11 protein-coding genes are annotated in these 14630 nt (G+C 67.4%); 2 read left to right on the forward strand and 9 right to left on the reverse strand.

Annotated features, from left to right (window positions below; all coding sequences use genetic code 11):
- Window positions 1-22 precede the first annotated feature (22 nt).
- The 9 genes from LuPra_RS24070 to traF form a co-directional block, all read right to left on the reverse strand.
- Entirely contained in the window at window positions 23-1249 is a 1227-nt protein-coding gene (locus tag LuPra_RS24070; RefSeq protein WP_110173121.1) for a vitamin K epoxide reductase family protein, read from the reverse strand.
- Between the two features lie 90 nt (window positions 1250-1339).
- Window positions 1340-1861, reverse strand: coding sequence for a type II secretion system protein (locus LuPra_RS34105; RefSeq protein WP_157899613.1), 522 nt, complete (start codon window positions 1859-1861; stop codon window positions 1340-1342).
- A 241-nt stretch (window positions 1862-2102) separates the two neighbouring features.
- Window positions 2103-2693 carry a prepilin-type N-terminal cleavage/methylation domain-containing protein gene (locus LuPra_RS34110; RefSeq protein ID WP_110173123.1) on the reverse strand — a complete coding sequence of 197 codons (591 nt, stop codon included), beginning with the start codon at window positions 2691-2693 and terminating at the stop codon, window positions 2103-2105.
- Window positions 2694-3234: 541 nt separating this feature from the next.
- Window positions 3235-4686: a sigma-54-dependent transcriptional regulator gene (locus LuPra_RS24085; protein ID WP_110173124.1), complete on the reverse strand. Its 1452-nt coding sequence runs from the start codon at window positions 4684-4686 to the stop codon at window positions 3235-3237.
- Window positions 4687-4690: 4 nt separating this feature from the next.
- Entirely contained in the window at window positions 4691-6400 is a 1710-nt protein-coding gene (locus LuPra_RS24090) for a two-component system sensor histidine kinase NtrB (protein ID WP_110173125.1), read from the reverse strand.
- Window positions 6401-6402: 2 nt separating this feature from the next.
- Window positions 6403-7605: a type II secretion system F family protein gene (locus LuPra_RS24095; RefSeq protein WP_110174846.1), complete on the reverse strand. Its 1203-nt coding sequence runs from the start codon at window positions 7603-7605 to the stop codon at window positions 6403-6405.
- A gap of 209 nt (window positions 7606-7814) precedes the next feature.
- Window positions 7815-8942: a type IV pilus twitching motility protein PilT gene (locus LuPra_RS24100; RefSeq protein ID WP_110173126.1), complete on the reverse strand. Its 1128-nt coding sequence runs from the start codon at window positions 8940-8942 to the stop codon at window positions 7815-7817.
- A 559-nt stretch (window positions 8943-9501) separates the two neighbouring features.
- Complete coding sequence (gene pilB / locus LuPra_RS24105) at window positions 9502-11250, reverse strand: type IV-A pilus assembly ATPase PilB (protein WP_110173127.1); 1749 nt, start codon at window positions 11248-11250, stop codon at window positions 9502-9504.
- A gap of 128 nt (window positions 11251-11378) precedes the next feature.
- Window positions 11379-12392, reverse strand: coding sequence for a conjugal transfer protein TraF (gene traF, locus LuPra_RS24110; RefSeq protein WP_110173128.1), 1014 nt, complete (start codon window positions 12390-12392; stop codon window positions 11379-11381).
- A 151-nt stretch (window positions 12393-12543) separates the two neighbouring features.
- Here traF and LuPra_RS24115 point away from each other — a divergent pair, with 151 nt between their 5' ends.
- Together LuPra_RS24115 and LuPra_RS24120 are read left to right on the forward strand one after the other, a co-directional pair.
- On the forward strand, window positions 12544-13269 hold the full coding sequence (locus tag LuPra_RS24115) for a YIP1 family protein (RefSeq protein WP_110173129.1): 726 nt from the start codon (window positions 12544-12546) through the stop codon (window positions 13267-13269).
- Window positions 13266-14627 carry an efflux RND transporter periplasmic adaptor subunit gene (locus tag LuPra_RS24120; protein WP_157899614.1) on the forward strand — a complete coding sequence of 454 codons (1362 nt, stop codon included), beginning with the start codon at window positions 13266-13268 and terminating at the stop codon, window positions 14625-14627. The genes LuPra_RS24115 and LuPra_RS24120 overlap by 4 nt, the downstream gene beginning before the upstream one ends.
- Window positions 14628-14630 lie beyond the last annotated feature (3 nt).

Below are 14630 nucleotides of genomic sequence, written 5' to 3' on the forward strand. Positions count from 1 at the left end.
CTGTATCGGCCGCCGGTGCGCGTTACTTGACTGCGGGCGCGGCGGCCTTGCCGATTTCGTACTCGAGGATGTAGTCGAGGACCTTCGGATTGATGCCCCCGGGAATGCGCACCCCGTTGATGAAGAACGTCGGTGTCGACTGCACGCCCAGGCTGGCGCCGAGGGCCGTGTCGCTCTTGATGGCAGGCAGGACGGCCGCGTAGCGGGCGTCGAAATCCTTGATGCCCGCAACCTCCTCTAAGCCTTCCTTGACCTTGTCCGGCGACAACGAGGCCTGGTTGGCGAACAGCCAGTGCTCGAACTCATTCGACTTGCCGACGCTGCGTGCCATGCGGACACCGGCGGCGGCCTCGCAGGCAGCCCCGTGCTGGCCTGTTGGCGCGCTCGCGTTGCATTCACTCTCGAGCGGGAAATCACGCGTGAGGTGCTTGACCTTTCCGGGGGCCTGCCGCTCCCACTTCTGCCAGATCGGTTCGTACAGCTCGAAGGTCTGGCGGCACGGCGGGCACTGGTAGTCGTTGAACTTCACGACCACGACCGACGCGCCCTCGGCATCGGCCGGCACGATCATGCGTGGCTGCTGATCGAACGAGAGGCGCAACTGCGCCTTCTGGTCGTCGGTCAGGGGCGGCTCGGCAGCGGCCTGCGCGACCGCCGCGGCGGCGCGCGCGGCTGGCGTCTCGGCAGCGGCCTCGGGATCCTTCGGGAAGAACGCGGCGGACGCGGCCGTGGCCCCGATGACGACGGCGACGGCGGCAATGGCCAGCGGATTGGCCACGAGGCGACGCAGGTCGCGGGACAGGCGGTCGGGGACGTCGATCATGGGGGTGGAGGCTGCGGCTCCGGCGATGAAGAACAGGCCGACGACAGCCGCGTAGGTCGCCAGGCACAGCAGGCACAGGGTGCCGAGGACGAAGATGGTGGCCCACGCGAGATAGAGCACGAAACCGAGCCCACCGAGGGCCGCTACCAGCAGGTAACTCGCGAGCGCGTCGAGACGACGCCCGAGGGACAGCAGCGCGAGCAACGCGGCGAAGTAGCCGGCGCCGAGAACCGACACGGGCACGCCCAAGAGCCGCCCGTACTGGCTCTGATACGCCTGCGTGCAACTGAAGGTGGCGTTGACGTCACAGAAGCTTTCGTAGCCCGGCGTGGTGGCCAACTGGTAGTGCACGAAGGCCGCGGCACCGGAGGCCGCCAACCCGATCAGGACACAAACGAGAGCTGCAGTATAGGCGCGCGAAGACATGTGATCAGATGAATCCTAGCATGCCATCACACGAGCTTCGGGTCGCCACGACGGGCCGGACCGGGCCGTATCGCAGCATGCCCCTGGGGATCAATTGATGGGCGAGATCGTCGCGCCTGCGACAAACGGCTCGGGCGGCGCGACGCCGTTGGTGTCCTGCCAGATCGTGCCGACGTGATTGGTGGCAAACGCGCGGCGGCCTGTGTTGCCAGCGAGTGGTTGCGCGCGGAAGTAGAAGCCCGTACGTGTGGGCTGCCCGGTGCAGTCGGCGCCGGCAGCCTTGGATCCCAGTGCGCCCACCAGTTGAAAGGAGAACCCGCTCTTCGGTGTGATGTCCAGGTCCGGCGACGCAAACCGCTCGGTGACCAGCATCGTGAGCGACGTTGTGTAGGCGCCGTTGCCGCAGACGTTGGAGAACGTCGATTGCGCGCTGACCAACGTCCGGAGGGTCTGCACCGCCGAGGCCTCGTTGGCCGAGGATTTCGCGGCGATCAGCATGGGCGCCGCAATCGCCGAGAGGATGCCGATCAACGCGACGACGATCAGCAGTTCGATGAGGGTAAACCCCCGGACGGAGAGCATGGATGTGCGCGCACCAAGTGGCTTGGTCATGACGACCTGATCCATTGCAACATGCGGGCCATGGTTGAGCCAGTGCGCCGCGGCGCTTGCACCGTGATGTCGGGCCGCCAGGGGTGCCGCCGCGGGGCCGGTGCGCGTCGAGAGGCGTGGGTCACTTCGCCACCTGACGCACGAAGCCGTTGAACCAGGCGACTTTTCCGGTGCATACACGCCAAAAGGCCGGCGCAAGGCCGGCCTTTCGGTTCCATCGAGTTGGTCTGGCAGTCGGTGACTACTCGACCGGGGTGATGTTGGGCACTGCCACCGCGAGCGGCTCCGGCAGGATGCCGCCCGTGATGTCCTGGAACACCGTGCCGCGTTCGTCGGTTGCAAACGAGCGCGACCCAGTCGACCCGAGCTGCTGCGGCACTGCGAGGGCGTAGTAGCCGGACCGCGCAGCCGCGGCCGAGGCGTTGCACGTTGCGGCCGCCGCCGTCACGTCGACGGTGGCCGTGGCCGCCGCCTGCACGCCGACGTCGTAGCCACTCTTGCCCGCGCTGTTGGCGAGGGCGCCCACGCCGCCGGCCGACGGGTTGTTGATCGGGTCGAGGTCGGGGCTGATGAAGGCGGCCGTGCTGGTGCCCGCGGTTGCCGGCAGGAGCAGGTCGTTCAGGCTCTGGGCGAAGCCGCCCGCGGCGCAGCTGGCCGCGTAGGTGGCCTGGCCGCTGTTGATCGCGCGCATCGACCCGATGGCGGACGCCTCGTTGCCCGACATACGGGCGCGGAGCAGGCCCGGGATGGCGATGGCGGCGATGATCCCGATGATGGCGACGACGATGAGCAGTTCGATGAGCGTGAAGCCCTTGGCGTTGCGAATTTTCATGGTGTCCAGTCTCCTCTGAGCGTCCTGTTTGTGGCCCGTGCATGGAGGGCGCTCCCCAGCGTCCCCCGTAACCTTCATGCCCACTGATAAAGCAAGCACGGTGCCACCCGAACTCTGGGCGCCCGATCGGCCAGGACCGCCGGAAAAACCGAGATTTTGACGTCGCCGGCGGTCGGACGGCCGTCAGGCCTGCTCACAGGATCGAGAACGCGGTGACGATTCCTGTCACCAGCGACAACTGACGTTACCTCGAAGCGCCGGAAGTTGTCACAAGGACGGAGGAGGAGGAGCGAGGACGGAGGAAGGAGGACGGAGGAGGGAGGTAGGAGAGAGGACCGAGGTCGAGGAGCAAGCACGGAAGGGGGAGGCAGGAGAGAGAGGACCGAGGAGCGAGGAAGGAGGTAGGAGAGAGGAACGAGGTCGAGGAGGGAGGACAGAGGATAGGAAGAGGACGGAGCTCCGAGGGAGAACCGGCGGAAGGACCTCAGTCCTCGCCCCTCCGTCCTTCCTCCGTCCTCCGTCCTCTTCTCCTCTGTCCTTTCTAGAGGTTGTACTTCTTCGCGTAGTAGCGGAAGCTGCGGAAGCTCATGCCGAGGAGGTCGGCGGCGCGCATCTTCACGCCGTCGGTCCGGCGGAGGGCTTCGGCGAGGTACTCGCGCTCGATGTCCTGGACGTGGCGCTCGAGATCGAAGCCTTCGTCTGGAAAGAGCGGCGCCGGCAGGCTCGGGCTGGTGCTCCCGCAGGGTAGCGTCGACGCGGCGCTGCCGGCCGTTGGCGCGACCACCAGCAGGTGGTCCGGCAGGCTGGCGAGCTTGACGGCGGCCGTGGTCTCGAGGGCGACAGCGCGCTCGAGCACGTTCTCGAGCTCACGGATGTTGCCGGGCCACGCATGGCGCATGAGGGCGTCGAGCGCCTCGGCCGACAGATCCGCACCGGGCCGGCGCATCTCGCGCGCGAACCGCTGCACGAAATGCCGTGCCAGCAGCGGGATGTCGTCGCGTCGTTCGCGCAGCGCCGGCAGGGCCACAGGGATGACGTTGACCCGGTAGTACAGGTCCTCGCGGAAGGTGCCGTCGGCGACCATCCTCACGAGATCGCGATTGGTTGCGGCGATGATGCGGATGTCGGCCGCGAGTTCCTCGTTGCCGCCGACCCGCCGGTAACGACGCTCCTGCAGCACGCGCAGCAGCTTCACCTGCATGAGCGGGCTCATCTCGCCGAGTTCGTCGAGGAAGATCGTCCCCTTCTCGGCCTGCTCGATCAGCCCGCGCTTGGTGTGCAGCGCACCGGTGAAGGCGCCCCTCTCGTGGCCGAACAGCTCGGACTCGAGCAGCGTCTCGGTCAGCGCGCCGCAGTTGAGGGCAACAAACGGGCGCTCGGTCCGCGGCGACAACCGATGGATGGCGCGCGCCGCCATCTCCTTGCCGGTCCCCGACTCACCGGTGATGAGGACGGTGCTCGACGTGCCGGCGATGGCTTCGATCAGCGCGAACACGCGCTGCATTGCGGGACCGCGGCCGATCATCGAGTCGCTCGCATGCGGCCGCCCGTCATCGGCCGACGCCGGCGCCTCGTCGGCCGTGGCGCCCCGTTCCCGCAACTGGCGGCGCTCCAGGGCCTGCGCCACGACGCACTTCATCTCGTCGATGTCGAACGGCTTGCTGATGTAGTCGACCGCCCCCGTGCGCAAGGCCTCGATCGCGGTCTGCGTCGACGAGAACGCCGTCATGAGAATGCCCGGCAACTCGGGCTGCAGGGCCTTGGCCTCGCGCAGCACGTCGATGCCGCTGCAGTCCGGCATGCGGATGTCCGAGATGAGCAGGTCGAAGGCGCGCTGACGCAGGGAGGCCAGCGCCTGCGACCCGTTTTCGGCAGCGACCACCTCGTGGCCGTCGCGCGTCAGCATGATCGCGAGGAACTCGCGCATCGAGCGCTCGTCGTCCACGACAAGGATGCGTGACGGCGCGCCTGTCAGAACCTGCGGCACCGACATGGGTTCAGGCGCTCCGGAGGATCGAATGGACTTGCGCGCGAGCCGGCTGCGCCGGCAACGAGACGATGACCTCGGTGCCCGCCCCCGGCGTCGACTGCACCGAGACGCGGCCGCCGTGATCGGTCACGATCCGCCGGACGATCGCGAGGCCGAGGCCACTGCCCTGCCTGAACCCGCTCTGGAAGGGCTGGAACATGCGCTCGATGTCGGCCGCTGCCATCCCCACTCCCTCGTCGCGCACCGAGAACCGCACCGAGGCGCCAGCCGTTTCGACCACGGCCTGCACGCCGAGGTGCAGCACGCCGCCCTCCGGCATGGCCTTGAGGCCGTTGCTCGCCAGGTTCCAGAGCACCTGCCGCACCTGCGCCTCGTCGACGTCGTGGTGGACCGCTTCGGCCGCGTCGACGCGGACCGTGATCGACGGCGTGGTGTCCTCGGCCTGCTGCTGCAGCAACGCGCCGATTTCCCGGACGAGGCGCGCCACGTCCACGCGCGAGCGGCTCACGCGCTGCGGGCCGGCGTACGACAGGAAGTTCTTGATGATGTCGTTCAGGCGCTGCGACTCGCGTAGCACGATGTCGAGCAGCCTCGCCTGATCGTCGCGCAGGCTCAGTTCACGTCGCAGCAACTGGATGGATCCGCTCATCGACGCCAACGGGTTGCGGATCTCGTGGGCGATGCCCGCGGCCATCTCACCGACCGCGGCGAGACGCTCCTGCCGCTGCCGTTCCGACTCCCGCTGGTTGATCAGCGTCAGGTCCTGGAAGGTCACGAGCTGGCCAGCCCGGGCACCGCCACCAGCAAGCAGCGGCGCGACGGTCGCACCGAGTTCGATGACGTTGCCGTCGATGCGCGTGAAGGTGCATTCCTGGCGAACCGGCAGGCCGGTGTCCGCGATCGCCGTCGGCAGCGGCAGCACCCGATCCATCGGCTGCCCCAGCACATCGTCGGCACGACGGCCGGTGATGGTTTCGGCGGTGCGGTTGAAGAGGACGACGACGCCCTGCGCGTCGGTCACGATGAGACCGCCGGCCATGCTGTCGATGACGCGCTGGCTGAGGGTGGTCAGGTCCGCGAGGCTGGTGGTGGCGCGCTGCAGGTCCGCACCGGTGCGCGTCAGCGATTCAGAGAGATGCCCCACGAGCAACGCCGTCGCGATGCCGCCGCCGACGTTGGCGACGATGGTGTACGCCGCGAGCGGCACGGGCGGCAACAGGCCCTGCTGCAGCGGCACGCGCAGCGACGCGGGAGCCGGCAACCAGCCATACTGCACGGCCGCCAACAGGACCACGCCGGTGCCGACGGCAGAGGCCGCGCGCAATCCGCCGGCGCGGCCGCCAAGGACACTCGCGGCAAGCACTGGCAGGAGCATCAATGGGCTGTAGGCACTCAGCAGGCCGCCAGTGCTCCAGACGACCGCCAGCACGATCAGCGCATCCGCCCAGAACTGCGCGGCGAGACCGCGCGGCGAGATCCGCTCGCCGACGAGCAGGCCGACACCGCTGTTTGCCAGCGGCACGACGGGCAGCAGGCCGAGCCAGACGGCTTGCGACAGCCGACCCTGCCCGGCGGTGAACGCGGCCAGCGGCGCCAGCAGCGCGACCGCGACCAGTGCGCGCAGGCCTGCCAGCCACATCAGGGCCGTCCACCGTGGCCGCGACGGCCACGGTGCGGAACCCGACAGGGGGAAGATCGCCGACGTCGGCGTCGCCATCGCTAGGTGAGCTTCGAGATGAGGTCGAAGATCGGCAGGTACATCGAGATGACGATGCCGCCGACGATGACGCCGAGGAACGAGATCATGATCGGTTCGAGCAGCGTCAGCAGGCCGGCGACGGCGGTGTCGACTTCGTCCTCGTAGAAGTCCGCGATCTTGGCCAGCATCATGTCGAGGGCGCCGGTCGCCTCACCGACGCCGATCATCTGCGTGACCATCGGCGGGAACACCTTGGTGTCCTGCAGCGGCTTGGAGACCGTCTCGCCGCGCTCGATGCTGGAGCGCGTCTCCATGATCGCGTCCTCGATGATGGCGTTGCCGGCGGTGCGGGCGGTGATTTCGAGGCCGTCGAGCAGTGGCACGCCGGAACTGATCAGGGTCGAGAGCGTGCGGCAAAACCGGGCGACGGCGACCTTGCGCAGGATCATGCCGAGAATCGGGGACTTGAGAAGCAGGCTGTCGATGACGTGCCGGCCCTGGTTGGTGCGGTAGTACGTGCGGATGGCGAAGGCGATGGCGCCGAGGCCCATGATCAGCAGCGGTCCGTACGTGACCAGGCCGTTGCTCATGGCGATCACGATGCGCGTCGGCAGCGGCAACTGCGCGCCGAGGCCGGCAAACATCTGCGCGAACGTCGGGATCACCTTCCACAGGATGACCGCGACGACGATGGCAGCGATGACGATCACCGCGACCGGGTAGATCATCGCCGACTTGACCTGGCCGATGAGCTTGACGTTCTTCTCGATGTAGGTCGCGAGGCGCTTCAGGATGGTGTCGAGGATGCCGCCCGCCTCACCAGCCTGGACCATGTTCGTGAACAGCGCGTCGAACGTACGCGGATGCTTGCGCATCGCCTCGGCCAGCGACATGCCGCTTTCGACGTCCTCGCGCACCTTGAGGATGGTCGCCGCGAACTTCTTGTGCGGCTCCTGGCGCCCGAGGATGTCGAGACACTGGACCAGCGGCAGGCCGGCGTCGATCATGACGCTGAACTGTCGCGTGAAGATCGCCAGGCTCTTGGCCGGTACCTTGCCCCCGGCGGTAGCCACCCGGCGGCGTGCCTTCACGGGGTCGATCCGCGTGATCAGGATCTGCTCGCGCCGCAGCGAGGCGACGGCCGCCGCGAGCGAGTCCGCGTGCCGCTCGCCGTTGACGTTTTCGCCCGTGTGTGTCCGTCCCGAGAATGCGAATGCCTGCATCAGTTCACCCTTCACAAACGGCCGTCGGCATCGGGCCATCGGCCTTCCAATCCGCTGGTAGGGGGCGGTTCCCCGGCGTGTCCCACCGCAGGCCTGGCGGAGGTGGCGCCGCCCGCCCATGGCTTTTGCAGTCCTGCGGTCCTGCAGTCCATGTCTCTGCGTCCCTGCGTCCCTGCGTCCTGTGGCCCTGTGTTCCTGTGTTCCTGTGACTATCGCCTCGCCGGCACGCCCGTCATCACCGGGCGATTCAGGCCCGCACCCGGCACGACGCCGCTGCCGCGGTGGATCATCTCCTGCAGTTCGTCCTTCATCGACGATGCCGACATCGCCGTCTCGAGGGTGATCTGCCGCGACATGTACAGCGAGGCGAGCGACTGGTTCATCGTCTGCATGCCGAGCTTCTCCTGGCCGGCCTGCATCATCGAGTAAATCTGGTGCACCTTGTCGTCGCGAATCAGGTTGCGGATCGCCGGCGTCGGCACCAGCACCTCGAGCGACACGACACGCCCCGCGCCGTTGGACTTGCGCAGCAGTGACTGGCACACGATGCCTTCGAGCACGAGGCTCAACTGAGTGCGGATCTGCGACTGCTGGTGTGCCGGAAAGACGTCGATGATGCGGTTGATCGTCTGCGCCGCGGAGTTGGTGTGCAGCGTTGCGAACGTGAGGTGGCCGGTCTCGGCTATGCGCAGGGCCGACTCGATCGTCTCGAGGTCGCGCATTTCGCCGATCAGCACGACGTCGGGGTCCTCACGCAGCGCCGCGCGCAGGGCCAGCGCGAAGCCCTGCGTGTCGCTGTGCACCTCGCGCTGGTTGACGATGCAGCCCTTGTGCTGGTGGATGTACTCGATCGGATCCTCGATGGTGAGGATGTGCTCGTGCCGCTCGTTGTTGATCTTGTCGATCATCGCGGCCAGCGTCGTCGACTTGCCGCTGCCGGTCGGACCGGTGACGAGGACGAGGCCGCGCGGCCGCTCGGAGAGCTTGGCGAGAATCGGCGGCAGGTTCAGCTCCTGGAACCCGCGCACCTTCTCGGGAATCAGGCGGTAAACCGAGGCGACGGCGCCGCGCTGATTGAAGATGTTGCAGCGGAAGCGGCCGACGCCGCGGATGCCGAACGAGAAGTCGAGTTCCTGCGTTTCCTCGAACCGCTTCTTCTGGGCGTCCGTGCAGACGCTGTAGGCCAGCTGCTTGGTTTCGGGCGCGGTCAGCGGCGCCAGCTTGAGCGGCACCAGCTTGCCGTGCACGCGCACGGTCGGCGGCGCACTCGTGGTGAGGTGGAGGTCGGATCCATCGAGTTCCACCGTCGTCTTCAGCAGTTCGGGCAGTGTCGCCATGATGTCGGGTGCCGCCAGTCCATCGCCCCACGGCCCTGCCGCGGGATGAAATGCGCGGCCCCGGCACATCTGGCCGTGGACCGCTCACGACGCTGGCGCGCCGGCCAGCTAATCGGCAGCAGGGTTGGGCGCGTGAACGTCTGCAACCCGGCAGTGCAACCTGGACGCCAGATCGCCCCGAATCGGGCCGATTCGAATGCGTGTGGTCAACCCATTCAGGCACAATGACTTAGCGCTTGGTCACCGCACCGGCCTGCGATGCGTCTCGGATCAGGAGTGCGGGATTTGCGTACCGGGCCTGACGGCAGGGCGACAGTTCTGCAACTTACCGGGTACCGGGTGCCGGGTGCCGGGTGCCGGGGACCGGGGACCGCGAAGTGAGTGGTAGCGACCTGGTGTCCCAGCGGGTCGAGCCACATCGCAGGGATTGGACGCCGGGCTGGGACAGCCGGCGCTCCCTACGTAGAGCGCGCGACGTTCGGTGTTCGGTGTGCGCCGATACCCGATACCCGATACCCGATACCCGATACCCGGACGACCGCCGGGCGAAGCCCGACGGCTACTTGACCGTCTCCCGCGTGACTTCCTCGGTGGTGGTCACGCCGTCCTTCACCTTGAGGAGCCCGCTGTGGCGGAGCGTGATCATCCCCTCCTCGATGCCCTTCTTGCGGATGTCGAGGGCCGAGGCGCCGACGAGGATGAGCTCACGTATGGAATCCGTGATCTCGAGGACCTCGTACAGGCCGACGCGGCCCTTGTAGCCGGTCTGGTTGCAGGTGTCGCAGCCGGTGCCGCGCATGGGGACGACGGTGGCGGCGTCCTCGGGTGCGAAACCGATGTCGATCAGGGCCTGCGGCGGCAGCGGATGCGGCACCTTGCACTTGCTGCACACGCGGCGCACGAGGCGCTGGGCGCAAATGAGGTTTACCGAACTCGCTACCAGGAACGGCTCGATGCCCATGTTCATGAGGCGGCTGACCGTGCTCGGCGCGTCGTTGGTGTGCAGCGTCGACAAGACCAGGTGACCGGTGAGCGCCGCCTTGACGGCGATCTCGGCGGTCTCGAAGTCGCGGATTTCGCCGACCAGGATGGTGTTCGGATCCTGGCGCAGGAAGGACCGGAGGGCGGCGGCAAATGTCAGGCCGATGCTCTCGCGGACGTTGACCTGGTTGACGCCGGCGAGGTTGAACTCCACCGGATCCTCCGCGGTCATGATGTTGGTCTCGGGCGTGTTCAACGCCGAGATCGCCGAGTAGAGCGTGTTGGTCTTGCCGCTCCCGGTCGGCCCGGTCACCAGCACCATGCCCCACGGCTTCTCGATCTGGGTCTTGAACTTCGACAGCGAACTCGTCTCGAACCCGAGCTTGGTCATGTCGAGCATCAGCTTTTCCTTGTCGAGGAGGCGGAGCACCACCTTCTCGCCGAACAGCGTCGGCAGACAGGAGACGCGGAAGTCGATCTCCTTGCTGTGGCCCTGGTCGTTGATCCGGATCTTGATGCGGCCGTCCTGCGGCAGGCGCTTCTCGGCGATGTCCAGCTTGGCCATGATCTTCAGGCGCGAGATGATCGCGTCCCTGAACTTCATCGGCGGCTGCATGACGGTGTAGAGGATGCCGTCGATGCGGAAGCGGATGCGGAACTCGCGCTCGTACGGCTCGATGTGGATGTCGCTGGCGCCCTTCTGGATGCTCGAGGTGAGCACCATGTTCACCATGCGGATGACCGGCGCCTCGCCCGTCTGCTTTTCGAGCGCGGCGACGTCGATTTCCTCGAGGTCCTCGAGCACCTCGACGGTTTCGCCGGCGGCATCGGCCTGCTGCTGGGCCACCTCGAGCGCCCGGTTGGCCAGCTCGAGCGTGTTGGGCCCCGTCGACGCCCGGGTCTGCGCGGTGTAGTACTTCTGCAGCGCGTCGGCGATCGCCTGCTCCGACGCCACGACCGGTTCGACGTTGTAGCCCGTCATGAACTTGATGTCGTCCATGGCGAACACGTTGGTCGGATCGGTCATCGCCAGCGTCAGCGTGGCGCCGGCCCGGCTCAGGGGGACGACCTGGTACTTCTGCGCCGTTTCCGGCGGGATCAGCTTGACCACCGCGGCATCGATCTCGAACTTGCCGAGATCGATGGACGGCACCCCGTACTGGCGGCTCAGCAGCGCGGTGATTTCCTCATCGCGGACGAAGCCCAGTTTCACGAGGTTCATCGCCAACTTGCCGCCGTTGGACTTCTGGTAACCCAGAGCCTCCTGCAGCTGCGTCGGCGTGATCTTCTTCTCCTTCAGGAGGAGTTCACCGATTCTGACCGCCATGTGCCCCTGACGAGATGTTGCGCCTTGAATGCCAGACGGTGGGACGCCGCTGGCCCGCCGGAACTTGGGCGTCCCGGACGCAGGGTGCAATCTCCGCAGAGGACAATCGGCACGCGAGTGGCAGAAACTTAGAAGACCACCCGCACGCCGACACCGAAGCCGTCCGACGACGCCTCGTCGAGCCCGACGGCGAGGTACCCGTCGGCGAAAATGCCGCTCTTCAGGCTGATGCTGCCGCCGGTCGTCACGACGGGGCGGGTGTCGCCTGCCGTGCTGATGCGCACGCCGCCCCGTAGGGCCGCACGGTCCCGCCAGAAGCGCTGCTCGGCTCCCGCTGCCAGCGACCGCCGGTCGCCGGTGATGTCGGGGCTCCGGGTCATGTCGGCGTCCACGGACACGATCAGCGTTTCGGCCGCACGAAAGGCCACGCCGGCCCGCACCTGCCGGGAGAGCCGCAGGCGGATGGCGTCCTGGTCCGTCTCGAACTCCGGCTCGAACAGGTTGCGGCCGGTGAGCCCCAGCTTGACTCTGCGCAGGTCGACCATCACGCCGGCATCGACGTCGAACTGGCTGCTGCCGTGGGTGTCGAGGTCGCGGGCGGCGTCCAGGGGGTCGCCTGGCGCCGGCAGACGCGCGGCCTGCCCGGCACTGCCGTGGACGTACTTCACCGTCGCCCCGATGTGCAGCCCCGACACGACCGAGTGAAGGAGGTTGACGCCCACATGCGTGGTGGTGAGGCGCTGCAAGGCCGCCGCCGAGACGACGTTCTGAGCCTCGGTTCCCGGGCCGACCACCGTGGCGCTCGCGTCGGACAGCCGGTAGAAGGTTGCCCCGACGGGCCAGGTGCCGAGCGCCACGAGGGTGCTGCCCTGCCCGGCGAAGCCGGTCACGGGCGGCGTGGCGCCGCCGATGGGCGTCCCTTCGAACTGCCCGCGTGCCACCTCGGCGACCGCCGAGACGACCGACCCGGTTACCAGTCCCGCGGGATTCCAGTACGTCGCCGAGGCGTCGTCTGCGACCGCGACGAATGCGCCGCCCATCCCGAGCGCGCGCATTCCGACTGCCTCGACACCCTGACCGGCGGCAAGCGCGGGGATCAGCGCGAAGGCGCCTCCCAGCAGGAGTCTCCGGAGCAGGGTCATCACGCCAGTGTAGCCGTTCGGCCCGGAGGCCCCGGCAGGTGTCCGTTTCCGAACATCCGCCACATGGGTTGCGTACTATACGCGTGACGCGGAAGACCTTGGACGAGGCGCGACCTCCTCGGGTGCATCCGGTTCGTCACATCGTTCTTCCATGACCCAGGACACTTCCCTTGATGCGGCGCGGCCGCTCCCTTTCGTTCAGCGCGTGATTGGCGTGGTCGTCTCCCCGGGAGAGACCATGGCCCGGATTGCCGCGGCGCCCCGCTGGCTCGACGTGCTGGCGCTGACAACAGTCCTTCTGGCGGTCGGATACGCGGTGTTCCTCGCGTCCGACGTCGGCAAGGCGGCCTACGTGGACCAGGCCGTCGCCAGCATCGAGTCGTTCGGCGGGGCCGTCAACCCGGAGATGTACGCCGGGCTGCAGCGCCAGGCCGGCTTCATGTCGTGGATTCAGGGTGCCTCGATCCTGGTCATCGGCCCACTCATGGCGGCGGCGATTGCCGGCATCCTGTTCGGCGTGTTCACGGTGCTGGGCGGAGAGGCGCAGTACCGGCAGGTGCTCGCGGTGGTGTCGCACGCGGGGGTCATCAACCTCCTGCAGGCCGCGTTCACGCTGCCTGTCAACTACCAGCGCCAGTCGATGAGCAGCGCGACCAACCTGGCCGTGTTCTTCCCGAACATGGCCGAGGGGTCGTTCCTCGCGTCAATGCTGGGCTTCGTCGACCTGTTCTGGATCTGGTATCTCGTGGTGCTCGCAATTGGCCTCGCAGCGGTCTATCGCCGAAAATGGACGTCGGTGGCTGGCGGGTTATTCGTGGTGTACGTCCTCATCGGCCTGGCCATCGCGGCCATCAAAGCGGTTTTGGGGGGAAGATGAAACGTTCGACCAAGCGGTGGCTGGGGGCCATCGTGGTGCTGGCGGTCGTGGCCGGCCTGGCCTACGCCAACTTCGCGTATCGCAAGAAGACCGGCAAGGAAGTCACGGTGGAAGCCGTGCAGGCCAGGGATCTGACCGCGATCGTGTCGGCCTCGGGGAAGATCCAGGCCAAGCGCACCGTGAACATCAGTGCCGACAACATGGGGCGCGTGACCCAGTTGTCCGTGGAGGAAGGCGACCGCGTCAAGCGTGGGCAGTTCCTCATGCAAATCGACCCGCGCAACCTCGCCTCGGCCGTGCAATCGGGTGAAGCCGGCCAACTGGCCGCTCGATCGATGCTCGAGCAGCAGCGGCTCGCGATCGTCTCGGCGCGCGAGAACCTCGCGCTCGCGCGCGCCGAGCTCAAGCGCCAGCAGGAACTGTGGGCGCAGCAACTGACCACGCGGCAGGAGCTCGACCGCGCGGAGAACGCCGTGAACGTCGGCGAGGCGGAACTGCGCCAGCGCGAAATCGACATCAAGACGCAGGATCAGCGCATCCGCCAGGAAGGCGCGACGCTGAACCAGGCACAGTACAACCTGAGTCGGGCCCGCATCGAATCACCGATCGACGGCATCGTCTCCCGTCGTAACATCGAGGAGGGTGAGACGGTCGTCATCGGTACGATGAACAACGCCGGCACGGTGTTGCTGACCATCGCCGACATGTCGGTCATCGAGGCCGAGGTCGAGGTCGACGAGACCGACATCCCGACCGTGCGGCTCGGCCAGGTGGCCAAGGTCACCATCGACGCACTGCCTGGCAAGGAGTACACGGGCAAGGTGACCGAGATCGGCAACAGCCCGATCCAGGCGGCGACGGGGCAGGCGGCCGCGAGCGCTGGCCAGGCGGCGACGAACTTCAAGGTGACGGTCCAGCTCGATCACACGATCGAGGAGGTGCGTCCGGGGTTCACGTGCTCGGCCGAGATCGAAACCGCGAAGCGCGCCAAGGCGGTGGCCGTGCCGATCCAGGCGATGGCCGTCCGCGACCTGGTCTACGACAAGGCCGGCACCGTCGTCCGGCCGCCGAAGCAGGACGCCAAGAAGAAGGCCCCGACACCGGCGACGCCGGCCGAACTGCCCGAGGGACAGACCCGGAAGGAAACCGAGGGCGTCTTCGTGATGCGCGACAAGAACGCCGAGTTCGTGCCGGTACACACGGGCATCGCTGGCGAGCGCTACTTCGAGGTCATGTCGGGTGTGAAGGTCGGTGACAAGGTCATCACCGGACCGTTCAACTCGGTGCGTGACCTGCAGGATGGCGATGAAGTCCGTCTGTCCGACACGGCCGCCGAAGCGGCCAAGAAGAAGTCGTAAGTC

The organism is Luteitalea pratensis, from assembly GCF_001618865.1.
In the GTDB taxonomy this organism is placed as follows: domain Bacteria; phylum Acidobacteriota; class Vicinamibacteria; order Vicinamibacterales; family Vicinamibacteraceae; genus Luteitalea; species Luteitalea pratensis.